This is a genomic window from Streptomyces rubellus, from assembly GCF_036323805.1.
Taxonomy (GTDB): Bacteria; Actinomycetota; Actinomycetes; order Streptomycetales; family Streptomycetaceae; genus Streptomyces.
On record NZ_JAZDCX010000001.1, the window covers coordinates 302825 to 325670 of the forward strand.

Annotated in this window: 19 protein-coding genes; 6 read left to right on the plus strand and 13 right to left on the minus strand. The window is 75.3% G+C overall.

Going from position 1 to position 22846, the window contains the following annotated elements; all coding sequences use genetic code 11:
* The first annotated feature begins 18 nt into the window (after nt 1-18).
* From ettA to V1L54_RS01265, 3 genes are read left to right on the plus strand one after another with little or no spacing between them, the layout of a single operon-like run.
* Nucleotides 19-1683 carry an energy-dependent translational throttle protein EttA gene (gene ettA / locus V1L54_RS01255; RefSeq protein WP_330115906.1) on the plus strand — a complete coding sequence of 555 codons (1665 nt, stop codon included), beginning with the start codon at nt 19-21 and terminating at the stop codon, nt 1681-1683.
* 8 nt (nt 1684-1691) lie between these two features.
* Nucleotides 1692-2147, plus strand: a complete 456-nt coding sequence (locus V1L54_RS01260; protein WP_330115907.1) for an acyl-CoA thioesterase — start codon at nt 1692-1694, stop codon at nt 2145-2147.
* Nucleotides 2144-2941 (plus strand): DUF8010 domain-containing protein, encoded by a 798-nt coding sequence (locus tag V1L54_RS01265; protein ID WP_330115908.1) that lies wholly within the window; start codon nt 2144-2146, stop codon nt 2939-2941. Before V1L54_RS01260 ends, V1L54_RS01265 begins: the two co-directional genes overlap by 4 nt.
* 58 nt (nt 2942-2999) lie before the next feature.
* Here V1L54_RS01265 and V1L54_RS01270 read toward each other — a convergent pair whose 3' ends face one another.
* From V1L54_RS01270 to V1L54_RS01280, 3 genes are all read right to left on the minus strand, one after another.
* A complete protein-coding gene (locus V1L54_RS01270) occupies nt 3000-3404 on the minus strand; it encodes a globin (RefSeq protein WP_330116119.1) in 405 nt (134 codons plus the stop codon).
* Between the two features lie 231 nt (nt 3405-3635).
* Nucleotides 3636-4802 carry an ABC transporter permease gene (locus V1L54_RS01275; RefSeq protein WP_330115909.1) on the minus strand — a complete coding sequence of 389 codons (1167 nt, stop codon included), beginning with the start codon at nt 4800-4802 and terminating at the stop codon, nt 3636-3638.
* Nucleotides 4799-5527: an ABC transporter ATP-binding protein gene (locus V1L54_RS01280; RefSeq protein WP_330115910.1), complete on the minus strand. Its 729-nt coding sequence runs from the start codon at nt 5525-5527 to the stop codon at nt 4799-4801. The genes V1L54_RS01275 and V1L54_RS01280 overlap by 4 nt, the downstream gene beginning before the upstream one ends.
* Nucleotides 5528-5621: 94 nt before the next feature.
* On the opposite strand from V1L54_RS01280, the gene V1L54_RS01285 reads away from it, so the two are divergent.
* Nucleotides 5622-6695, plus strand: a complete 1074-nt coding sequence (locus tag V1L54_RS01285) for a methyltransferase domain-containing protein (RefSeq protein WP_330115911.1) — start codon at nt 5622-5624, stop codon at nt 6693-6695.
* Here V1L54_RS01285 and V1L54_RS01290 read toward each other — a convergent pair.
* The 10 genes from V1L54_RS01290 to V1L54_RS01335 all read right to left on the minus strand — a co-directional run bounded on the left by V1L54_RS01290 (nt 6676) and on the right by V1L54_RS01335 (nt 21456).
* Nucleotides 6676-7944, minus strand: a complete 1269-nt coding sequence (locus V1L54_RS01290) for an FHA domain-containing protein (RefSeq protein WP_330115912.1) — start codon at nt 7942-7944, stop codon at nt 6676-6678. The two genes, V1L54_RS01285 and V1L54_RS01290, sit on opposite strands and share 20 nt — an antisense overlap.
* 268 nt (nt 7945-8212) lie before the next feature.
* A complete protein-coding gene (locus V1L54_RS01295; RefSeq protein ID WP_330116120.1) occupies nt 8213-9676 on the minus strand; it encodes a PP2C family protein-serine/threonine phosphatase in 1464 nt (487 codons plus the stop codon).
* Nucleotides 9677-9678: 2 nt separating this feature from the next.
* Nucleotides 9679-12189, minus strand: coding sequence for a serine/threonine-protein kinase (locus tag V1L54_RS01300; RefSeq protein ID WP_330115913.1), 2511 nt, complete (start codon nt 12187-12189; stop codon nt 9679-9681).
* Nucleotides 12186-13499 (minus strand): hypothetical protein, encoded by a 1314-nt coding sequence (locus tag V1L54_RS01305; RefSeq protein ID WP_330115914.1) that lies wholly within the window; start codon nt 13497-13499, stop codon nt 12186-12188. Before V1L54_RS01305 ends, V1L54_RS01300 begins: the two co-directional genes overlap by 4 nt.
* Before the next feature lie 52 nt (nt 13500-13551).
* On the minus strand, nt 13552-14613 hold the full coding sequence (locus tag V1L54_RS01310) for a glutamate ABC transporter substrate-binding protein (RefSeq protein ID WP_330116121.1): 1062 nt from the start codon (nt 14611-14613) through the stop codon (nt 13552-13554).
* A gap of 47 nt (nt 14614-14660) precedes the next feature.
* Nucleotides 14661-16046: a GlnX family signal transduction membrane protein gene (locus tag V1L54_RS01315; RefSeq protein WP_330115915.1), complete on the minus strand. Its 1386-nt coding sequence runs from the start codon at nt 16044-16046 to the stop codon at nt 14661-14663.
* 291 nt (nt 16047-16337) lie between these two features.
* Entirely contained in the window at nt 16338-17444 is a 1107-nt protein-coding gene (locus tag V1L54_RS01320; RefSeq protein ID WP_330115916.1) for an N-acetylglucosamine kinase, read from the minus strand.
* Nucleotides 17435-18712 (minus strand): 6-phospho-beta-glucosidase, encoded by a 1278-nt coding sequence (locus tag V1L54_RS01325; RefSeq protein WP_330115917.1) that lies wholly within the window; start codon nt 18710-18712, stop codon nt 17435-17437. Before V1L54_RS01325 ends, V1L54_RS01320 begins: the two co-directional genes overlap by 10 nt.
* Nucleotides 18713-18790: 78 nt before the next feature.
* Nucleotides 18791-20116 carry an ROK family transcriptional regulator gene (locus V1L54_RS01330; RefSeq protein WP_330115918.1) on the minus strand — a complete coding sequence of 442 codons (1326 nt, stop codon included), beginning with the start codon at nt 20114-20116 and terminating at the stop codon, nt 18791-18793.
* Nucleotides 20117-20316: 200 nt separating this feature from the next.
* On the minus strand, nt 20317-21456 hold the full coding sequence (locus tag V1L54_RS01335; protein WP_330115919.1) for a mechanosensitive ion channel family protein: 1140 nt from the start codon (nt 21454-21456) through the stop codon (nt 20317-20319).
* 225 nt (nt 21457-21681) lie between these two features.
* On the opposite strand from V1L54_RS01335, the gene V1L54_RS01340 reads away from it, so the two are divergent.
* Together V1L54_RS01340 and V1L54_RS01345 are read left to right on the plus strand one after the other, a co-directional pair.
* Nucleotides 21682-22221, plus strand: coding sequence for an HNH endonuclease (locus tag V1L54_RS01340; protein ID WP_100204817.1), 540 nt, complete (start codon nt 21682-21684; stop codon nt 22219-22221).
* A 336-nt stretch (nt 22222-22557) separates the two neighbouring features.
* Complete coding sequence (locus tag V1L54_RS01345; protein WP_100204818.1) at nt 22558-22821, plus strand: hypothetical protein; 264 nt, start codon at nt 22558-22560, stop codon at nt 22819-22821.
* Nucleotides 22822-22846 lie beyond the last annotated feature (25 nt).

Genomic DNA, 22846 nt, shown 5'->3' on the forward strand with positions numbered 1-22846 from the left:
ACTGCCGGACGGTTTCTCTTGGCTGAGTACATCTACACCATGCGCAAGGCGCGTAAGGCGCACGGCGACAAGGTGATTCTCGACGACGTCACACTGAGCTTCCTGCCGGGCGCGAAGATCGGCGTCGTGGGTCCCAACGGCGCGGGCAAGTCCACGGTGCTGAAGATCATGGCGGGCCTGGAGCAGCCGTCCAACGGCGACGCCTTCCTCTCTCCCGGCCACAGCGTCGGCATCCTCCTCCAGGAGCCCCCGCTGGACGAGTCGAAGACCGTGCTGGAGAACGTCCAGGACGGCGTGGCGGAGATCAAGGGCAAGCTCGACCGGTTCAACGAGATCGCCGAGCAGATGGCGACCGACTACTCCGACGCGCTGCTGGAGGAGATGGGCAAGCTCCAGGAGCAGCTCGACCACGCGAACGCCTGGGACCTCGACGCCCAGCTGGAGCAGGCCATGGACGCCCTGGGCTGCCCGCCCGGCGACTGGCCCGTCACCAACCTCTCCGGCGGCGAGAAGCGCCGCGTCGCGCTGTGCAAGCTCCTGCTGGAGCAGCCCGACCTGCTGCTGCTGGACGAACCCACCAACCACCTGGACGCCGAGTCCGTGCAGTGGCTGGAGCAGCACCTCGCCAAGTACGAGGGCACCGTCGTGGCCATCACCCACGACCGGTACTTCCTGGACAACGTCGCCGAGTGGATCCTGGAGCTCGACCGCGGCCGCGCCCACCCCTACGAGGGCAACTACTCCACCTACCTGGAGAAGAAGGCCTCCCGGCTGAAGGTCGAGGGGCAGAAGGACGCCAAGCGCCAGAAGCGCCTCAAGGAGGAGCTGGAGTGGGTCCGCTCCAACGCCAAGGGCCGCCAGGCGAAGTCCAAGGCGCGACTGGCCCGCTACGAGGAGATGGCGGCCGAGGCCGACAAGATGCGGAAGCTGGACTTCGAGGAGATCCAGATCCCGCCGGGGCCGCGGCTGGGCAACGTCGTGGTCGAGGTGGAGAACCTGCACAAGGCGTTCGGTGACAAGGTCCTCATCGACGACCTGTCCTTCACCCTCCCGCGCAACGGCATCGTCGGCGTCATCGGTCCCAACGGCGCGGGCAAGACCACGCTGTTCAAGATGATCCAGGGCCTGGAGCAGCCGGACTCCGGCAACATCCGGGTCGGCGACACGGTCAAGATCTCCTACGTCGACCAGACCCGCGAGAACATCGACCCCAAGAAGACCCTGTGGGCCGTGGTCTCCGACGAGCTCGACTACATCAACGTCGGCCAGGTCGAGATGCCCTCGCGCGCCTACGTCTCCGCGTTCGGCTTCAAGGGCCCGGACCAGCAGAAGCCCGCCGGCGTCCTGTCCGGCGGCGAGCGCAACCGCCTCAACCTGGCGCTCACCCTCAAGCAGGGCGGCAACCTGCTGCTGCTGGACGAGCCGACCAACGACCTCGACGTCGAGACGCTGTCCTCGCTGGAGAACGCGCTGCTGGAGTTCCCCGGCTGCGCCGTGGTCGTCTCCCACGACCGCTGGTTCCTGGACCGGGTCGCCACGCACATCCTCGCCTACGAGGGCGAGAGCAAGTGGTTCTGGTTCGAGGGCAACTTCGAGTCGTACGAGAAGAACAAGATCGAGCGGCTCGGCCCGGACGCCGCCCGTCCGCACCGCACCACCTACAAGAAGCTGACCCGGGGCTGAGGGGCCAAGTGCGACACGTGTACCCCTGTCCGCTGCGCTGGTCGGACATGGACGCCTTCGGGCACGTCAACAACGTCGTCTTCCTCCGCTACCTGGAGGAGGCGCGGATCGACTTCATGTTCCGGCTGGCGCGGCAGGCGGCGTCGGGGGCCTTCACCGGCGGTTCGGTGGTGGCCCGGCACGAGATCTCCTATCTCAGGCCGCTGACGCACCGGCACGAGCCGGTCGTGGTCGAGCTGTGGGTCACGAAGGTCGGCGCGGCCTCGGTGACGGTCTCCTACGAGGTCAAGGACGGCCCCGGGGCGGCGGACGGCGAGGGCGCGGAGACCGTCTACGCGCGGGCCTCCACGGTCGTGGTCCCCTACGACCTCGAGCGGGAGCGGCCCCGCCGGCTCAGCGACGAGGAGAAGGCGTTCCTCAAGGAGTACCTGGACGACAGCGCGACGGGGACCGTCGCCGCATGAGCGGAGGACAGCCACAGCCCCGCCGTCTGGTGTTCGCCGATCCCGGGGAGGCGGCGGAGCTCGCCGCCCTCCTGGAGCGGCTGCTGCGCTGGGAGCGGAACGCGGTGGTGCGGCTGCGGGCACGCCGGCCGCACCAGGAGGAGGGCGTCCTGGGCCTCTTCGCCCGCCCGGCCCGGTTCGAGGTGCTGGCCGTGCGCACGGCACGGCTGGTGGCACCGGAGGGGACCGGGGGGTCGGCGGCGGGACCGGTGGGACCGGTGGAACTGGACACCACCGTCTCGGCCGGGGAACTGCTCGAGGGCGTGGCCGAGAAGGACGCCTCGGTGTCCGTCCCCGCCGCGGTGACCGGCCCGCCCTGGGCCGGGCTGCTGCCGCCGCTCGGCGGCTGGCGCCCGGTGGGTGTGCTGCCCTACGAGTCGGTCCGCGCGGCCGCCGACTCCGTGGTGGCCGAGTTCCGGCGGCGCAGCGAGGCGCTGCCGCCCGGGGAGCGCACCCGTGAGGCGCTGGACGCGCTGGCCGAGGAGATCTGGTCCCGGCCGCTGGGCGGCGGCACCGGGCTGCCGCTGCGCGCCGTGCACGCCGCCCGGTCGCTCGGAATGCTGCGGCCGCTCGGCCCGGCCCCGGCGGCCGGGCCACAGGGCCCGCCGCCTCCCGGGCGGCCGGGTGGCGCGGGGCCGGAGGCCGCCGTGCTCGCCGCCGGCACCTGGCTGCGGCTGCGCACCCCGTACGGCTCGGTCGCGGTGCGCCGCGGCGGCGGTACGGGGCTGGGCGTCATCCCCGTCCGGGGCGGCTGACCCCGCCCCGGACGGCCCCGGGACGGCCGGGGCCGTCCGGCCCGGGGGCGGGGACGGCTCAGTCCGGGGAGTTGATCAGCGAGCCGGCCGCGTAGACCAGGTAGTCCCACAGCTGCCGCTCGTGCTCGGGGGTCAGACCGAGGCTGTCCACCGCGTCCCGCATGTGCCGCAGCCAGGCGTCGTGCGCGGCGCGGTCGACGGTGAAGGGCATGTGGCGCATCCGCAGCCGGGGGTGCCCCCGCCGCTCGCTGTACGTCTTCGGCCCGCCCCAGTACTGCATGAGGAACAGCGTCAGACGCTCCTCGGCCGGACCGAGGTCCTCCTCCGGGTACATCGGCCGCAGCAGCGGGTCCTCGGCGACGCCCTCGTAGAACCGGCGCACCAGCCGCCGGAACGTCTCCTCGCCCCCGACCTGCTCGAAGAAGGTCTGCGCCTGCAGGCTGCCGTGCGGAATCTCCATCAGTCTCCTAGCGAAGGGACCGCCGGTCGCGGCCGGCGGGGGAATCGCGTCCTGCTCGGTGGCGCCCCTCCGGTCCCGCGGGGGACCGGCCCGGGCCGGACCGCGGTCTCCCGGCCGCAGACCCCCGTCTCCCGGTGGGGAGCGGAGCCGCCACCCACCCATGGTCGCAGACGCGCCGGTCCACGCCGCCGGGCCGTCCGTCCAGGCGGCCCCGCGGCGCGGACCGGCGCCGGATCACGCGTCGTCCCAGCGGAAGAACCTGGCGGCGACGGCCGTCAGGACCACCGCGAACAGCAGCAGCCCGCCCATCACGGGCAGGGCGGCGTCCCAGCCCTGGCCGCGGGAGAGGACGTCCTGCATCGCCTCGGTGAGGTGCTTGAGGGGGAAGATCTCGGAGAGCGTGCGCACCCAGGCCGGGGTGCCCTCCAGGGGGAAGAAGGCCCCGGAGAGGAAGGCCATCGGCAGGACGACGAGCTGGGAGACGCCGTTGGCGGCCTCCTCGGTCTTCGCCCAGGCGCCGACGACCAGCCCCATGGACATGAAGGCCAGTGTGCCGCAGACCACCAGCGGCAGGGACAGCCACCAGTGGCCGGACAGCTCCAGCCCGTAGTACGGGAGCGTGGCCACCCCGATGAAGACCAGCGTCTGGACCAGGGCCAGGGCTACGGTCACCCCGACCCGGGCGGCGATGACCGAGCCCGCGCTCACCGGGGCGAGCCACAGCCTGCGCAGGATGCGCTTCTTGCGCCAGTTGACCAGGACCAGGGCCGAGCCCATGACCGCGCTCATCGACACCGCCCAGCCGAGCAGGCCGGGGGTGAGGAACTGGATCGCCTTCATCGACTCGTCCTCCGCCTGCGCGGAGGTCAGCTCGTACGCGGGCGGCTGCCCGGTGGCGGCGATGTTGGCCTGCTGGACGAGCGAGTTGACGACCGCGCGCACATTGCCGGCCCGGGTGGGGTCGGCCGCCGAGTAGCGCAGCCGCACCTCGTCGCCGTGCTGCCAGAGCACGGCGTCCACATCGCCCGCGCGGACCTCCTCCAGTGCCTTCTCGCGGTCGCCGGACCTCCGCAGCTCCAGGAAGTCGTCCAGCTCCTCCCGCGTCCCGGCCGGCAGCGCGTCCAGCACCTCGACCCGGCCGATCTGGACGATCTCCACCCGCGGCGTCGAGTCGCCCTTGAGCAGGGCGCCGAGGAAGACCAGGAACATCAGCGGGAAGAGCAGCATGAAGAAGACGGCGGCCCGGTCCCGCAGCAGGCCCAGGGCCATCGCCTTCGACAGACCGGCGAACACCCGCAGGTCCGGGCCCCGGCCCGTCCTTCCCGGCCGGCCGCCTCCCCCGGTCCCGCCCGGGGTCTGCCCGCCGCCGCCCGCCGCGGTGCGCGCCTCGGTGCCGCTCACTGGCGGTACTCCCGTCCGGTCAGCTGGAGGAAGACGTCCTCCAGCGATCTCACACCCAGCTCCGCGACCAGATCGGCGGGGGCGCCCACCCGCAGCACGCGGCCGTGGTCCATCACCGCCACCCGGTCGCACAGCGTCTCGGCCTCGTCCATGTAGTGGGTGGTCAGCACCACCGTGCGGCCCTCCTCGTTGATGTCCCGCAGCAGGTCCCACAGGTTGCGGCGCGCCTGCGGGTCCAGGCCGGTGGTCGGCTCGTCGAGGAAGACCAGCTCCGGATCGTGGACCAGGGCGCAGGCGATGGACAGCCGCTGGGCCTGGCCGCCGGAGAGCTTGTTCTCGCGGGTGCCCGCCTTCTCGGTCAGGCCGACCCGCTCCAGCATCGCGTCGGCCCGTTCGGCCGGTACGCCGTAGAAGGAGGCGAAGGTGTGGATCTGCTCGCGGGCGGTCAGCCGCTCGAAGAACGCCGACGCCTGGAGCTGCACTCCCATGCGGCGCAGCAGTGCCGGGTCACGGGGGAAGGGGGAGCGGCCCAGCAGCCGCACCTCGCCCTCGTCGGGTCTGCGCAGGCCCTCGGTGATCTCCAGGGTGGTCGTCTTGCCCGCGCCGTTGGGTCCGAGGATGCCGTAGAACTCGCCGCTCTCGACCGTGAAGGACACCCCGTCGACGGCCCGCACATCCCCGTACCGCTTGCGCAGCCCCTCGACTGTGATCGCGGCTTCGCTCATGAGGCGGATGGTAGTGGCGGAACATCACCTTCCGAGCGGTCCCGGACGGACATGTTCGATCACCTCCCGGGACGGGAGTGGAAGTATGGGGAGCATGACCGACGAAGCGGACGGAAGGGGCGAGTGGGACGGCCGGGCCGCCCGGGCCGCCCATGACGGGGAGTTCCGGGACCGGGCCCGGACACTGGCCCGGGCGCTGGTGCGCGGCATCGAGGCGGAGGGCCTGCTGGCCGACCCGGCGTGGCGGGCGGCGTTCGAGGCCGTGCCGCGGCACTTGTTCGTGCCCTGCTACTACCTGCCCCTGGTGGGCGGCTACGAGCGGCTCGGCCGCGACGACCCCGACCCGTCGGTGCGGGAGCGCTGGCTGACGGGCGTCTACGAGGACGTGCCGCTGGCGACCCGGGTGCGGGACGGCGAGCCGCGGTCCTCCTCCAGCCAGCCGTCCCTGATGGCGATGATGCTCCGGGACCTGCGGGTGGCGGACGGGATGGACGTGCTGGAGATCGGCACCGGCACCGGCTGGAACGCCGCCCTGCTGGCCCACCGGCTGGGCGACGCCCGCGTGACCACCGTCGACGTGGATCCGGAGATCACCGGGGAGGCCCGGACGCGGCTGGCGGCGGCCGGCCGCCACCCCGAGGTGGTCACCGGGGACGGGGCCCTCGGCTGCCCGGAGCGGGGGCCGTACGACCGGATCATCGGGACCTGCGCGGTGGACGCCGTACCGCCGGCCTGGCCGGCGCAGTGCAGGCCGGGGGCGGTCATCCTGACCCCGGTGGCCACCGGGCTGCTCGCCCTGCGGGTGACGGAGCCCGGCCGTGCCGAGGGCCGCTTCCTGCCGGAGCCCGCCTACTTCGTCCCGCTGCGCGGCGACCGCCCGCCGCGCCCGCGGATCGATCCGTCGGACCTGCCGAGCGAGGCGCTGCGGACCGAGTCGTTCGGTTTCCTGCTGTCGCTGACCGGGGGCGGCCCGGCCGGCCCGGACCCGGGCACCGCCTACGAACGGTGGCGGCGCGCCGGGCGGCCGGACCGCACCCGGTACGGCGTGACGGTGCGCGGCGCGGACCAGTGGGTCTGGCTGGACGACCCGGACGGGCCGGACCGCTGGCCGCTGCCGGCGGGGCCCGGCACGGGATCAGCCGCCGGGGTCAGCCCCGGTACAGGGTGATCGTGGTCCAGGCCCCGACGTGCACCCGGTCGCCCTCCTGGAGCGGCACCGGCACGAACGGCTGGATCGGGTCCTCGGCGCCGTTGACGGTGGTGCCGTTGGTGGAGTCCTGGTCGACCACGGCCCAGTTCCCGTCGGGCTGCCGCACCAGCACCGCGTGCTGGTGCGAGACCCCCGGATCCTCCGGCGGACGGGCCAGGTCGATGTCGGGGGACTCGCCGGTGGAGTGGCGGCGGCGGCCGATGGTCACCTGGGGGCCGGTCAGCTGGACGCGCTGCTCGGGGGAGTAGGCGGGCAGGTTCAGGCCGGCGGCCTCCGGGCCGCTGCGCTGCATCATCGCCGCGAAGTACTCGCGGTCCGGCCCGATCGTCACCATCCAGTTCGCCGGCTGCTGCGGCTGCTGGTGCTGCTGTTGGTGGGGCGGCTGCTGCTGATGCTGGTGCGGGGGCTGCTGGTGCTGCTGCTGCGGATATCCGTAGCCGGGCTGCTGCCCGTAGTCCGGCTGGGCGGGCCGGCCGGCCGGCGGCAGCGTCCAGTCGTCACCCCCGCCGCCGGGCTGCTGCCCCGGCTGGTGGTGCGGGGGCTGGGGCGGCTGGGGGTAGCCGTAGCCGGGCTGTGCGGGCGGGGCCCCCACGGCGGACTGCTGCCCGTAGTCGGCCGGCCGGCCGTAGCCGGGCTGCTGCGCGTAGTCGGGCGGGCCCTGCTGCTGGTGCTGCGGCTGCGACTGGTGCTGCTGCTGGTGCTGTTGCCGGTGGGGCGGCGGCCCCTGCGGCTCCGGGGCGAGCGGCTCGGCCGGGCGGTTCACCTGGGACGGCCGGGAGCGCTCGTAGTCCAGGGGCTGCCCGGGCTGCGGCGGCTGCGGTCCGGGCGGGCCCGTCTGGAAGCCGGGCGGCAGGTTCAGCCCCGTACTGCCGCCGGGCGCCTGCGAGGGCGGGGACGGCGGCGGGGGCGAGGTGAAGGTGGTGGGAGTGTTGGTCAGGAAGTTGTACCGGCACTCCTCGCAGAACGGCGAGAGCCCCTCGCGGGGGGTGCGGCACTGCGGGCAGAGCTGGGCCTGCATCGTGCTGTCGTTCTCCGGCGCGGGGTAGCCGTAGCCTCCCCCCGGCCGGGCCGGGGGGACTCCCAGGCCGGGCATCTGCGGGGGCGGGACGGCGCCGGCGGGCGCACCCTGAGCGGAGGTCATGCGCTGGCCGCACACCTCGCACCAGTCGTCGGCCGCCGACTGGTGACCGTTCGGGCAAGTCGGCATGTCGGTCCTTCCCCTCCGTGCAGCTCCGCGTCGATCGGTTGCTCACTTCTTCACGTCCACACGGACCGTTCCGGTTGCCCCGTGTGCGCGGCGCCGTCTCGTCGGCCTCGGAGACGCTCGCCCTCAGCGGAACAGTACCGGTCCCGGCGCCGGCCTCGCCCACCACCGTGGCGAGTGGTCCGGCGGTCCCCGTACCGCCGGGGAGGCGGACCGGCCGCGGGGCACGGACCGGTCCCTCGGCCGGGGCGGCCGGGCCCCCGGCACGGTGTCAGCCGGACACCGTCCGGCCGTCCGGGGCGGGGAACGGCACCACCGCCACCGTCACGTTGTCGTGCCCGCCGCCGTCGAGCGCGTGCCCCACGAGCTGGCGGGCACAGCGCAGCGGCTCGGTACGGGCGTCGGGCGCGACCACCGAGGTCATCTCCTCGGCGGACTCGGCGTAGTTCCACAGCCCGTCGGTGCACACCACCACCACGCCCGGCCGGTCCGGGGTGAAGGACGCGGTGTGCGGGTCGATCTCGTGGGCGTCCGCGCCCAGCCAGCCGGTGATGGCGTGGGCCCGCGGGTCGGCGTACGCCTCGGCCTCCTCCAGCAGGCCGGCCGCGACCATCTGGGCCGCCCAGGAGTCGTCCTCGGTGAGCCGGGCGGGCTGGGTGGAGCGGTCCTCGGGCACCCAGTAGGCGCGGCTGTCGCCGACCCAGCCGACGGTGAGGACCTCGCCCGTGACCACCGCGCCGACGATGGTGCAGGCCGGGGCGTTGCGCGCCGGGTCCGCCGGGGTCCTCGCGGCCAGGTCGCCGACCGCCCCGGCGGCGGCCAGCAGGGCGGCGCGCATCGCCTCCCGGGGATCGGTGCCGTGCGGCAGCGCGGCGAGCAGCGAGGCGCAGGCGGCCTCGGCGGCGGCGGCCGACGCCTCGTCGGGGCGGATCGCCGACGACACCCCGTCGCAGACGACGGCGACCGGGGCCGCCGAGCCGTCCGGCAGCCCGGCGGAGGCGACGGCGAAGGAGTCCTCGTTGCGGTGGTGGCGCAGCCCGCGGTCGCTGACCGCCGCCGCTCCCGGCACCGTGCGCTCCAGGTGGTCGCGTTCGTGCGGGCGGCGGTGGCCGCAGTGCTCGCAGTGGCCGTCCCGGCCGACGGCGCCCGTGCCACAGGCGACGCACGGCTCTTCCGCGCCCCCGCCCGGGCCGCCGTCCGCCTCCCCGTCCGCGTCTCCGCCCGGGCCGTCGTGCGGTTCCCCGTGGGAGTGGCCGCGGGACTCCCCGTGCCGCTCCTCACGCGGGGACTCGTGCTGCTCCTCGCGCGGGTCGGGGCCGTCCGGCGCCGGTGCGGGCGGCGTGAGCGGGAAGTCCTCCCGCTCCGGCGCGGGGCCGGCCTGGTGCCGCCCGTCCGGGGCGGCTGCGGGCGGCGGCAATACGAAGTCGGCCCCGTCCGCCCCGCCCGGTCCGTCCGCGCCGGTGGGCGCGTGCGGCGGGACGGGGGGCGCGGCCGGGGCGGGCGGGTACGGGGGAGGCGGCGGCGCGGACGGCGGTACCGCGGGCGGCGCGGCGGACGCGGGTGGCGGTACCGAGGGCCGCGCGCCGTCCGTACCGGCGGACGCGGCGGTGCCGCCGCCCTCCGCTGTCCGGCGCGCGGCGGCCAGGTCGGCGCCGCACGCGCCGCAGAAGAGGTCCCCCTCCTCCAGCGGCTCCGCACAGCGGGGGCATACGGAGAGTTGGTCGAGCTGCGGCATGGTCACACCCACGTTCTGGGGCGGAGACGGTTGGCCCGTTCCACCAGTTCGATCCTTTCGGTGCCGGACTGCGCGAGCCGGGCGAGCCGCCGGAAGGAGCGTTCCAGCCCCAGGCGGAGCCCGGTCTCGTCCAGTTCGCAGCCCAGCAGGTCCGGGGGGCGCCCCGGAGAGGCGGGCGCGGGCTCGCCCGGTCGGCCCGCAAGCACCCAGTCCAACGCACTTCCCAGTACCTCGGCGGTCAACCGTTCACGGCGCAACGCGTCCAGCCCCGCCTCCCGCAGCCGCTCCACCTGGCGGGCGGCGGCGCGCAGGTCCGCCGACAGCGGTTCCCCGGGGGAACGCCGCCGCAGTCTGGCCCGCACGGCGGCGACCCGCGCGGCCGTGTGATGGACGGAGGACTCCGGTACGGATTCCAGCGCCCGCACCGCACCTTGGCGATCATCGATGGCCAACCGTACCCGGGCCAGGCCGAACGCGGCGCCCACCTGACCGTGATCGGTCGACCACACCAGGCGGTAGTACGCCGCGGCGTCCTCCCACCGCCCCAGCGCCTCGGCGCAGACGCCCAGCGCCAGCTTGGGGGCGAGCTCGCCCGGGAAGGCGTCGCGGACCGCCTCGAAGGCCGCCGCCGCCGTCCCCGGATCGCCGCCCACCAGGGCGTACAGCCCCCGGTACCAGACGACACGCCAGTCACCGCCGTGCCGCTCCTCCAGACCGGCCAGCGTCCCGGCCGCGGCCCGGCGGTCCCGCTCCTCGCCCGACTCCAGCCGGGCGCGCAGCTCCCGCAGTCGCACCTCGGCGGAGTCGGCGGGCGCGGACCGCAGCGCGGCGAGGAGTTCGGCGGGGGCGGCGGCCAGCAGCCCGGCGAGGAACCCGGCGCTCGGGTCGGCCGGGTCCACCAGCGGGACGGGCAGGGCCAGCGCGGCGGCCCGCGTGTCCAGCGGCACCAGCGTCGGCGCACCGCCTGCCGGGCGCGGCGCGGGGCCGTCCACCGGGACCGGCGCGCGCCCCGGGCGCGTCCGTCGCGGCGTCCGGACCGGACGGAGTCCCAGCAGCGAGACGTCGCCGCCGACGGGCGGCAGCAGCCGGGTGTCCACCACCTTCGTCTCCGGACCGAACAGCGTGGACACCACCGGCCGCGGGCGGCCCGTCCGGAGCGCCACGATCTCCCGCAGCACCCCGGTGAGCTGTTCGGACATCTCCTCGGCCGAGGCGAACCGGAGCCGTGGATCGGGGTCGGTGGCCCGTACCAGCAGCCGGTGGAAGGACTCGTGCCGCCGGAAGACCTCGATGTGCTCCGGGCCCGGCATGTCGTGCGCGAACACGGTGGTGTAGCCCTGGAAGTCGAAGGTCAGCACGGCCAGGGTGCGCGCGACCGTGTACAGGTCGGAGGCGATCGACGGGCCGGTGCGGGCCACCTCGGGCGCCTGGTAGCCGATCGTGCCGTAGACCGCGCTGGTGTGGTCGTCCGTCCGCCGGACCGCGCCCATGTCGATCAGCTTGAGCCGGTCGCCCTGCTGGATGGCGTTGTCCACCTTGAAGTCGCAGTACAGCAGGCCGCGTCCGTGCAGATGGCCCAGCGCCTCCAGCGCCTCGATGCCGTAGGCGCACGCCTGCGCCACCGGCAGCGGGTCGCGGCGGCCGGCGGGCGTGCGGCGGGAGTTGGCGATCTCCTTGAGAGACCTGCCCCCGACGTACTCCATCACGATGTAGCCGTCGAGGCTGCCGGTGCGCCGGTCGGGATGCTCGACGAAGTTGTAGATCCGCACGATCGAGGGATGCTCGATCTCCGCGAGGAACCGCCGCTCGGAGATCGCCGCCGCCATGGCGTCCTCGTCACCGGTGTCCAGCAGCCCCTTGAGCACCACCCAGCGGTCGGAGACGGCGCGGTCCACCGCCAGGTAGATCCAGCCCAGCCCGCCGTGCGCCAGGCAGCCCGCCACCTCGTACTGGCCGTGCACCACCTCGCCCGGCCGCAGTTTCGGGACGAAGGAGTACGGGCGGCCGCACCGGGTGCAGAAGCCCTCGGGACGGGCCGTCCGGCCGCCGCGCGAGCGGCCCACCGGCGCGCCGCACCCGCCGTTGCCGCAGAACCGCTTCCCCTCGGGCACCTCCGGGTCCGCCAGCACCGCCGACCGGGGGTCCGGGCGCGGCACCGGGGGAACCGTCACCAGCCCGGCACCCAGCGCGGCGCGGCCGGACGACGAGGACGCCGCGGACGCCGCCGCGGACGGCGGGCCCGAGCCCCGCACGGAGACCGGCCGCCCGGCGGGGCGCCCGGCCGAGGGGAGGGCGAGGGTCCTCGTCGGCGGCGAGGTCACCGTGCCGTCGGTGGCCGGGTGCGCTGCCGTCCCGCCGTCGGCGTCCTCGTACGCGCCCCGGCCGGCCGGGGGCCCGGCGCCTTCCGCGCCCCCCGTTCTCCTCTCCTTCTCCGTGCTCTCCGCGTCCTCCGGGGGCTCCGGGGGCTCCGGGTGCCCGGCCCCCTCCGCGTTCCGCGGGTGCTCCGTACTCACCGGACGCCCCCCTCGCCGTCCGGTGCCAGGACCTCCAGCGCCGCCCGCTGGTAGCGCAGCACCGCGCGTTCGGCGGCCCGCAGATCACACGGCGCGCTCCACAGCAGCCGCCGGGCGGCGTCGTACCGCTCCGCCAGCAGCGGGTCGTCCGCCATCCGCCGCCGTGCCAGCCGTGCCCGGTACGCGTCCAGCCGGCCGCGCAGCTCCGCGCGGACGGCCAGCGGCGCGGTCACCGCGGACAGGGAGTCCCGGGCCCGCTCCAGCTCCTCCTCCGCCCGTTCCTCCAGGCTCTCCAGCAGCGGGGACAGCCGGTGCCACCGGGCGTGCCGCCGGTGCTCCGCGGCGAGGGAGAGCTGCTCGTACAGGGCGGTCGGCGGCCCGCTCACCGCGGGCACCTCGGAGGCGGCGATCTTCGCCAGCACCTCGCCGCGCGCCGTGCGCGCCTCCGCCAGGGTGCGGTCCGCGCGGGAGAGCACGTCGCGCAGCCGCATCAGCCGCTGCTCGGCGTCCTGCCGCACCTGGAGCACGGCCTCGATCTCGCGCCGCACGTCCTCCAGGGCACGTGCCGCCCGGTCGTACCGCACGGTGTCGGGACGGCCGCCGCCCGGCGCCGAACTCCCGCCCGCCGAGACCCAGAAGGCCAGCGGATCGGCGACGACCTCGGCGCGCAGCGAGGTCAGCTCGGCGGTGATGTCCTCCAGCTCGTCACCGGCCGGATGCTCCCCGGGGCGTACGCCGACGGAGTGCGCCAGGGAGCGGACCCGCTGCAACTCGGCGGAGAGCATGTCTATCCGGGCGGGCAGCGCGGACCAGACGGACTCGGCGGCGGCCACCACATCGAGGGCCTGGGCGTACCAGCGGTTCATCCGGCGGACCAGCTCCGCCAGACCGACCCGCTCCCCGCCTTCGCCGCCGTCCGTGCCGCCCGGGAGGGCCACCACCGGGCCCCGCAGCCGCGCGGTCAGCTCGGCCAGCTCCTCCGGACCCGGCCGGCGGCACCCGGCCCGCAGCTCGTGCACCGAGCGCAGGGCCGCGGTGAAGGTGTCGAAGCACGTCCACAGCAGTGCGATCGACTCCTCGGCCCGGGCCCACCGCTCCTTGGTGACACCGGTCAGTTCCGCGTTCTCCAGCAGTCCGCGCCCCGCGTGGTCCTGAAGGGCGTACAGGGAGGTCTCGACCGCCTCGTGCTCCGCGCCCAGCCGGGCCAGCGCGCGGTCCACCTCCTCGGGGCCCAGCACCGGCCCGCCCGCAGTGCCGCCCGCCGGGCCGCCGGGGCCCGCTGTCCCGCCCGCAGTGCCGCCGTCCCCCATCCGTCACCTCGCCGCTCTCGTCGCCGTCGCCGACGCCTCGTCCGATGTGCCTTCAGTCCCTGTAGGCCGGGGCCGGGGGTGCCGGCTCCGCCGTCTCCATCCTGTCTGCCAGCCACCGTTCGTATGCGGTCGTCCACGCGCTGTCCGCACCGCCCCGACGGTAGTCCTCCAGCACCTTGTTCACCCGGCGGACGAGATCCTCGTCGCCGAGATTCATCGCCACGCCGTACGGTTCGACGGTCAGCGGGTCGCCGACGAGGCGGACCGAGGGGTCCTGGGCGGCCTGCCCGGCGGCCAGGGCGCTGTCGGTCATCACCGCGTCCACCTCGCCCAGTTGCAGCCGCACCAGGCAGTCGAGCTGGTTGTCGGCGTACACCGGCCGGGCACCCCGGGAGTCCTTCTCCAGCAGCGTCTGCGCGGTCGAACCGGCCGCGGTGCACAGCCGCCTGCCGCGCAGCGAGGCGTCGAACCCGGTGATCCGCGAGTCCTCCGGGGCGAGGATCTGCTGCCCGGCCTCGAAGTACGCGGTGGAGAACGCCACTTGGCGGATCCGGTCGCAGGTGATGGACATGGTCCGCACCACCATGTCCACCTGACGCCGCCGGAGCGCGGGGATGCGCTGGTCGGTCGGGATGGTCTTGTAGACGATCTCGGGGTCGGGGCCGAGCAGATCGGTGGCTATCGCCTTCACCAGTTCGATGTCGAAGCCGGTGAACTCCCTGGAGAAGGGGTCGAAGTAGCCCCACAGATAGCTGTTCTGGTCGACGCCGACCACCAGCCGTCCCGCCCGCCGGACGCGTTCGACGGCGGGGCCCGCGGCCCTGGACGGCCGCAGGCTCGCCGCCGGGTCGCTCCCGTCGGCGCAGCGCTCCCGCCCGGCGGCGGGCCGTACCGGGCCCGGTACGGCGTCCGGCTCATCGTCCGATCCGCCGTCCGATCCGCCGTCCGGTCCGGCGGACGGCCCGGACCCCACGGTCGGCCGCGCGGCCACCCCGCCGGACAGCGCCGCCTGTACGGCCGCGCCGAGCAGGGCCCCGGCGGCCAGCACGGCCACCAGGAGGACCACCGGCACGGGCAGGCCCGCCACCGTCCGGGCACCGCCGGTCCGCGTCATCCGCATCCCCCGTCCCACCTCCTCGTCCCCCGTACCGCCCGCACCGCTCACCGGTACTCCGACAGTCTGCGGCCGACGCCCGCCGCCACGCCCGCCGCGGCGAGGACGGACAGCGCCCCGGCCCCGGCGGGCAGTCCGGCCAGGGCGTCCCGGCCCCGCCCGGCCGCCCGCCCGAACTCCCGCCGCTCGTGCCGTACGGCCTCGGCCAGCGCGGTGTCCACCTCGTCGAAGGCGCTGCGCGCGGTGTCCTCGCCGGGCCGGATCACCAGGCCCACGGCGGCCTCGTACCGGCCGCCGTTCTCCAGCTCACGGGCCGCCGCGTGGCGTTCGCGCCAGACGGCCGCGGCCCGTACGGCGCGCTCGACCGGTGCGCGCCCCGCCTCGTCGTCGGCCAGCTCCAGGGCCCTCGCCAACTGCCCGCCGTTCTGCCGGTCCGGGCCCGCGCCCCCGCTCGAGCGGCTGCCCGCCAGCGTGCGCATGCCCGCGCGGTAGCTCCTCTCGTACGCGGTGCCGCCGCCGCGCGCCACCAGCGTCAGGTTCTCGTCGCCGCGCGCCTGCAGCGCGGTCGTCCACGCCGCGCTGAGCACCTGGAGCGACCGGGCGCCGTGCCGGTCGGATTCGTCCAGGGCGGACCGGGCCAGCCAGTGCCCGGCGGCCAGCCACAGCAGCAGTACGGCCGTCGCCGCGGTCGCGGCCAGCAGCCCGGGGCTGAACACCCGGTTCGTGCGCAGGTAGTGACGCCGCTGGGCCCAGCCGAGCGCGGCCAGCGCGGCCACTCCGGTGAGCAGCGCCGCAAGGGGCCAGGCCCGGGCCCGGTGGCGGTCCTCGCCGAGCCGGGCGGTCTCGGACCGGTAGAGGGCGTCGGCGGCGGGCAGCATGTGCTCGCGCATCCGCTCGCTGGCGTGGCGCAGATAGGCGCCGCCCAGCGGCAGTCCCTGCCGGTCGTTGGCGCGGGCGGTCTCCACCAGGCCGGTGTAGACGGTGAGCTGCTCGTTCAGCTCGGTGATCTCCTCGCGGCCGCGCCCCGAGACACCGGCGTTCGCCGCCGCCTCGGTCAGCAGCCGGGAGGCGGTCCGGATGTCCCTCTCGTACCGCTCGCGCAGCGCGGGCGAGCCGCCGTCCCCGGTCAGGAAGGCGCCGGCGGCGGTGGTGTCGGCGTCGGCGAGCGAACGGTAGATGCTCGCCGCGTCGTCGCTCAGCGGCCGGCCGCGGTCCACCACGGCGTCGGCCGCGGCGGCCCGGTTGGCGGTCTGGCAGACGGTCACGGTCCCGAACACCAGCACCAGAAGGGCCAGCACGGCCCCGATGATCCGCAGCCGGCCGGGCTCGGTCACCGCCGCCGCGCGCAGCCGGGCCAGGGTGTCGGCGCGGATCGTGCGGCGCGCCGGTCCCGGGGCGGCGGGGGACGGGGGCGGGCTCGCCGGCTGTGCCACTGTCGGGACCTCCCCCTCGGACGCTGAGCACCGGGCTCCCCGGTGTGTGCCGCGTCCTGCGCGCGGCCCGGCGGAGGAGGCCCGGTCAGCAGTATGGCGGCCCGGCCCCCGGCGGTGACACCCGTACCGCCGGGATCCCGCCCCGGTCGCGGGCCGTTCGGCATGCGCCGTTCCGCGCGCCCCTCCCGTGCCCCCGTGCTCCCCCGGGGGCTCACGGCTCCTCCGGTGCGCCTCCGTCCGTGTCCCGTCACGCGGCGGTGCGGGTGTCCGGTTCCCGGGGCGGGCGGGCGGTCAGCGGGGCGTGTCCGGCCTGCCGTAGTGGGCGCGCAGCCGGGCGTGGGCGGCGGGCGGGGTCCCGAGGTGGTCCAGGGCGCGCAGCCCGGCACCGAGCACCGGAGGGGCGGTGACCACCTCGGCGGTGGCCCGGGGGGCGCGCGCGGCCAGCAGTTCCAGGAGACGGTCGTGCAGGAGCCGGTGGCGGGCCGCGACGACACCGCCGCCCAGCAGCACCGGGGTGGGGACGGCGAGCAGGTCCAGCCGGTCCAGGGCGACCACCGCCATGCTGACGATCTCCGCCGCCTGCCGCCGTACCAGCGAGCGGGCCACCCGGTCGCCGCCGTCGGCCACCGCGAAGAGGACGGGGACGAGCTCGTACCGCCGCTCACCCGGCAACTCGCCCAGGTGGAACGCCTCGATCAGCGCGTACATGCCGGCCAGGCCGTAGTGGGCGGGCAGTGCCCGGGCCAGTTCGGTGTCCGGGCCGCGGCCGTCCTCGGCGCGGGCCGCGTGCCACAGCGCCGCCTCGGCCAGTCCTCCGCCGCCGCCCCAGTCGCCGGAGAGCCGGCCGACGGCGGGGAAGCGGTGGGTGCGGCCGTCCCCGGCGACCCCGACGCAGTTGACGCCCGCGCCGCAGACGACGGCGACCCCGTGCCGTACCGAGCCGTCGTCCGGCAGCCCGGCGCGCAGCACGGCGAAGGTGTCGTTGGCGACCGCGCTGGTGAGGCCCCAGCCCCGCGCGTCGATCCGGCTCGCCAGCTCCCGCTCCTCGCGCGGCAGGTCGGCGTTGGCCAGACAGGCCGAGACGTGTTCGGCCAGCGGGACGGGGATGCCCGTGCCGGGCTCCGGGCCACCGGACTCCGGTCCCGGCCGGGCGCCCAGCCCCGCGTCCGCCGCCGCCCGGGCCACGGTTCCGCCCAGCGCGGTGAGCGCCGCCACGGCCCCGGTCACCGGCGGCTGGAAGCCGCCGCCCCGCGCGGTGCCCAGCACGCTCCCGTCCCCGGCGAGCAGTGCCACGTCGGTCTTGCTGTTGCCCGCGTCGATCGCCAGGGCGGCGGCGGGCGGTGCGGCCGCGGCGGGGGGCGCGGGGGCCGCGGGGGAGGGGAGGGGTGTCAGGCCCATGCGAGGTGTTCCCGGTTGTGCGCGATCAGCAGATCGGTCAGCCGTTCGGCGAGCGCGTACTGCCCGATGAGGGGGTGGGCCAGCAGCGCGGCGAACACCCGGTCCCGGCCGCCGTGCAGGGCGGCCTCCAGGGCCAGCTCCTCGTACGCCGCCACGGCCGCGATCAGACCGGTGTACTGCGGGCCCGGCGGTGTCACCGGCAGCGGTCTCGCACCCGCCGGGGACACCGCGGCGGGCACCTCGACCACCGCGTCGCCGGGCAGGAAGGGCAGGGTGCCGCCGTTGCGGGTGTTCACCACCTGCACACCGCCGCCGTTCGTGCCGTCCTTGCCGCCCAGCAGTGCGGCGGTCAGGGCGACGGCGGCCTCCGAGTAGTGGGCGCCGCCGCGCCGCGCCAGCAGCTCCGGCTTGGTGTCCAGCGCCGGGTCGGCGTACATCGCCAGCAGCTCCCGCTCCATTCCGGCGACCTCGGCCGCCCGCGAGGGTTTTCCGCGCAGCCCGGCCACCACCTCGTCGTGCGCGTAGAAGTAGCGCAGGTAGTACGAGGGAACGCTGCCCAGCCGGTCCAGCAGCGCCCTGGGCAGCCGCAGGTCGGCGGCGACGGCCCCGCCGTGGTCGGCCAGCAGCCCGGGCAGCACGTCGGGACCGTCCGGGCCGCCCAGCCGTACGCCCAGCTCCCAGGTGAGGTGGTTGAGCCCGACGTGGTCCAGGTGCAGCTCCGCCGGCCGTACGTCCAGCAGCGCGGCGAACTTCCGCTGGAGGCCGATGGCCACGTTGCACAGCCCCACCGCCCGGTGGCCGGCGTCCAGCAGCGCGCGGGTGACGATGCCGACCGGGTTGGTGAAGTCGACGATCCAGGCGTCCGGAGCGGCCCGGCGCACCCGTTCGGCGATGTCCAGGACGACGGGGACGGTGCGCAGCGCCTTGGCCAGTCCGCCCGCGCCCGTGGTCTCCTGCCCGACGCAGCCGCACTCCAGCGGCCAGGACTCGTCCCGTTCGCGTGCCGCCTGCCCGCCGACCCGGAGCTGGAGCAGCACGGCGCCGGCGTCCGCCACGGCCGTCTCCAGATCGGAGGTGCAGGTCACGGTGGCCGGGTGGCCGGCCCGGGCGAGGATGCGCCGGGCGAGTCCGCCCACCGTCGCCAGCCGGTCCGCGGCCGGGTCCAGCAGGGCCAGCTCGGTGACGGGCAGGACGTCCCGCAACCGGGCGAGGCCGTCGACGAGTTCGGGGGTGTAGGTCGATCCGCCGCCTACCACTGCGAGCTTCACGGGGTGCCGCGCCTCCTCGGTACGGGATGCAGGGGGTGTACGGGGAACAGGACGAAGGACGAGCGGGGGACGAGGGGGTCAGCGGGAGGTGTCGAACACCTCGTCGCGGGTGGCGGCCAGGGCGCTCTCCAGCGCTCCGCTCAGCACCGGGTGCCCGGTGACGGCGCCGAGCACCAGCCGCGGCCGCGGTGCGGCCAGTTCGGCCAGCTCCCGCTGGACCAGCGCGCGCAGCGGTTCGCCCCCGGCGGTGAGCACCCCGCCGGAGAGGATGACGAGTTCGGGGTCGAGGACGGCGACCAGCGCGGCGAGCCCGGTCGCCAGCGAGGTGGCCGTGTGCCGCAGCAGCTCCCCGTACGGGCCCCCGGTCCCGGCCCCGGTCCCGGCGTCGTACCCGTCGCCGTCCCCGCCCGTGGCGTCCCCGGCGTGCTCCGCGGCCCGGGCGAGCAGGTCCGCCGCCGCCTCCTCGTCCGGGCCGGGCGGCGGTTCGAGTCCCAGTTCGCGGCCCAGCCGGACCAGGGTGTGGGCGCCCGCCAGTTCCTGGAACCCGCCGCCGCCCGCGCGGGCGACCCCGCGCACCAGCGGGGCGCCGGGCACCGGAAGGAAGCCGACCTCGCCCGCGCCGCCGGTCCAGCCGCGGTGCAGCCGCCCGCCCAGCACCAGGGCGGCACCGAGGCCCTGCTCGTTCCAGAGCAGCACGAAGTCCTCGTGGCCGCGGGCGGCTCCCAGCCGCTGCTCGGCGACGGCGGCGAGGTTGACGTCGTTGTCGTACTCCAGCGGCATCGGCAGCGCGGCGGCCAGTTCCTCCAGCAGGGTGGGGGAGTGCCAGCCGGGCAGGTGGGAGGCGTAGCGCAGCCGTCCGGTGCGGGGGTCGAAGGCGCCGGGGGTGCCGATGACGACGCGGTCCAGGGCGTCGCGGGTGAGACCGGCGGCCTTGGCGGCGCCGTCCACGGCGGCCACCACCCGCTGGACGGCGTCCCCGGTCTCCCCGGCGTCCCCGGTCTCCCCGGCGTCCCCGGGACCGCCGGGCTCCCCGGGGTGCCGGCGGGCCTTCCCTCCGGTGGGGGCGGGCAGCTCGAAGGTGCCGACGGTGCGGCCGGTGACATCGGCGACCGCCGCGCGGATCCGGGCGGTGGTGACGTCCAGCCCGGCGACGTGCGCGGCGGCCGGGTTGAGGGCGTAGAGCTGGGCGTTCGGGCCGGGGCGCCCCTGACTGGTGCCGGTGACGACGACCAGGCCGGCGGCCTGCAGCCGGGCCAGGAGCTGGGAGGCGGTCGGCTTGGACAGCCCGGTCAGCCTGCCGATGCGGCTGCGGGACAGCGGGCCGTGCGTGAGGAGCAGTTCGAGCGCCGCGCGGTCGTTCATGGCGCGCAGCACCCGGGGGGTCCCCGGTGTCGTCCCGGCCATCGCCTCTCCCGAACTGTCCGTCTCACTGACAGGAAGGTTTCCTGTTGTGTGTGGTCAGGACAGTAGGACCGCCTCCGGTCTGCGTCAACGGGGCGCCCGGCCGGCTCACTCGTACGGACCAGGGGTGAGCGCGGCCCGGAACTGAGGTGTGCCGGGGCGCGACGGGGCACGCCGCAGAGCGCTTCCGGCGGCGTGCGCTCCTACCCCGGTTCCTCGGCGCCCTCCTGCGCGCGCCGGGCGGGCTTCCGGGCCGGGTCCCCGGCCGCGGTGCCCCTCGCCGCACCCCCGGCGGTGTTTCCGGCGGCGTCCCCCGGGAGCTTCCGCGCGGGGTCCGCCGGGGTGTTCCGGAGGACCTCCGCAGAGGCCTTCACGGGGGTCTCCCGCGCCGGGCCCTTCACCAGACCCCTGCCGAGATCCCGCTCCAGGTCCTCGTCCAGCTTGCGCAGGGTGGCCAGCGAGTCCTCGTCCACCATCCGGATGCCCCGGGCGTCCAGCGCCCGCTTGATCCGCCATCGCAGCTCGCGCTCCACCGGGAGCGCCTTGCCCGGCATGGTCTTCGCCGCCACCCGGATCACCATGGTGTCCAGCGTCACCGAGTCCAGGCCCAGCACCTCCACCGGCGCCCACAGCTGCTCGTCCCACGGCGCGGAGGTCGACATCTCCTCCCCGGCCGAGGCGACGGCGGACCGCACCTCCTCCAGGTCCTCGTCGGAGCGGACCTCGACGTCCAGGGAGGCCGTCGCCCAGCCCTGACTGAGGTTGCCCACCCGCTTGATCTCACCGTTGCGCACGTACCAGATCTCGCCGTCGTCGCCGCGCAGCTTGGTGACCCGGAGCCCGATCTCCAGCACCGTGCCGGTGGCCTCGCCCGCGTCGATCCGGTCACCGACCCCGTACTGGTCCTCCAGCAGCACGAACACCCCGGTCAGCATGTCCGTGACCAGGTTGCGGGCGCCGAAGCCGATCGCCACACCGGCCACACCGGCGCTGGCCAGCAGCGGAGCGAGGTCGATGCCCAGGGTGGAGAGCACGATCAGGAACGCCGTGCCCATGATCAGGAAGGTGGAGACGCTGCGCAGCACCGAGCCGATGGCCTCCGTGCGCTGGCGCCGCCGTTCGGCGTTGACCAGCAGGCCGCGCAGCGCGTTGCCGCTCGCCTCGGCCTCGGAGTTGCGGGTCATCCGGGCGATCAGCCGGGTGATGGCCCGCCTGACCACCGCGCGCAGCACGGTGGCAACCACCACGATCAGCAGGATGCGCAGGCCGGCGGCGAGCCAGTCCCCCCAGTTCGCCTCGATCCAGCCCGCCGTGTCGGTGGCCGTCCTGTGTGCCTCGCTCATCGGTTCCACGTCCCACACACTAACGGTGGATAACCGACCGGACCGGGCGTCGCGGTGCCGGGGGCGGGACGCGGGCTTCCGCACCAGGTGAGGGGGGAAAGGATGTGGTCGAGAACACGCCCGGTGCGTTACGCGATCGTGGTGGCGCCGCCACCAGGCCACAGGACACACTGGGGGAGATCGTCCCGGCGCGAGCCACGCGCCGCCGACGTACAAGGAGGCACCGTGCCGCACGTCCTGGTCCTCAACGCGTCGTACGAGCCGCTCGGCGTCGTACCGCTCCGCCGCGCGCTCATCCTCGTCCTCAACGGAAAGGCGATAAGCCTGGAGGACTCCGGCGCCCTGATGCACAGCGCGACCCAGGCCATACCCGCCCCCAGCGTCGTACGCCTGAAACGCTTCGTCCGCGTGCCCTTCCGCGGCACCGTGCCGCTCACCCGTCGCGCCCTGTTCGCCCGGGACGGCGGCCGGTGCGCGTACTGCGGTGGCGTCGCCACCAGCGTCGACCACGTCGTCCCGCGCAGCCGCGGCGGGCAGCACGCCTGGGAGAACGTCGTGGCGGCCTGCCGCCGCTGCAACCATCTCAAGGCCGACCGCCATGTCTCCGAGCTGGGCTGGCGGATGCGGCACCAACCCGCGCCGCCGTCGGGCCTGGCCTGGCGGATCATCGGCACGGGGCACCGGGATCCGCGCTGGCTGCCGTACTTGCGGCCATACGGCGCGGACGACGCCCTCGCCCGGATCGAAGGCAGAACACCTGTCTGAGATCCGGGTTTCGTCGTTCCGAGGGGTGTCCCGGTGGGTCCGCGGGGCGCCCCGGCGGCGGACGGGGGCCGCGAGCTCCGTCCGCACCCGCCGCCCGTCCTCGGCGGAAGCGCCGACGAGGGTGTGCGCCGCATGACCAACTCATTACGCTGCGAGAAATCCTTGGGGGGGATGCCCGTTTTGCCATAATGTTCTATGCTCGGGAGGGCGCCGCACCGTTAAATCATTTGTCCAGAAGCTGAAGTGACCTGGATCACGTTCTTCTCGCCATGAGGTCTGGGCTCTGTTTCAGTGGGTAAGGCGACCTTGTCCGACGAGAACGAACGGAGGCCCCCCGTGGCCGCGTCCGCCGAACTGCTCACCCCCCTTCCGCTCCTCCCCAAACAGGGGCGGGGGCCGATCGATCTGTCCGGTGTCTCCGACCCCGACTCCGGACTGGACGGCTCCTGCACCTCCGACACCATCGAAGCCCCACTGACCAGTGAACCCCCGCTCGCGGACACCTCTCCGCTGACCAGCGAGCCGCCCCTGACCGCCGAGCTTCCGCTGACCAGCGAGCCGGCCGGAGTGGGATACGGCACGGAGGACGCGGGCATCTAGTCCCCCGGGGGCCGACGGAGAGCCG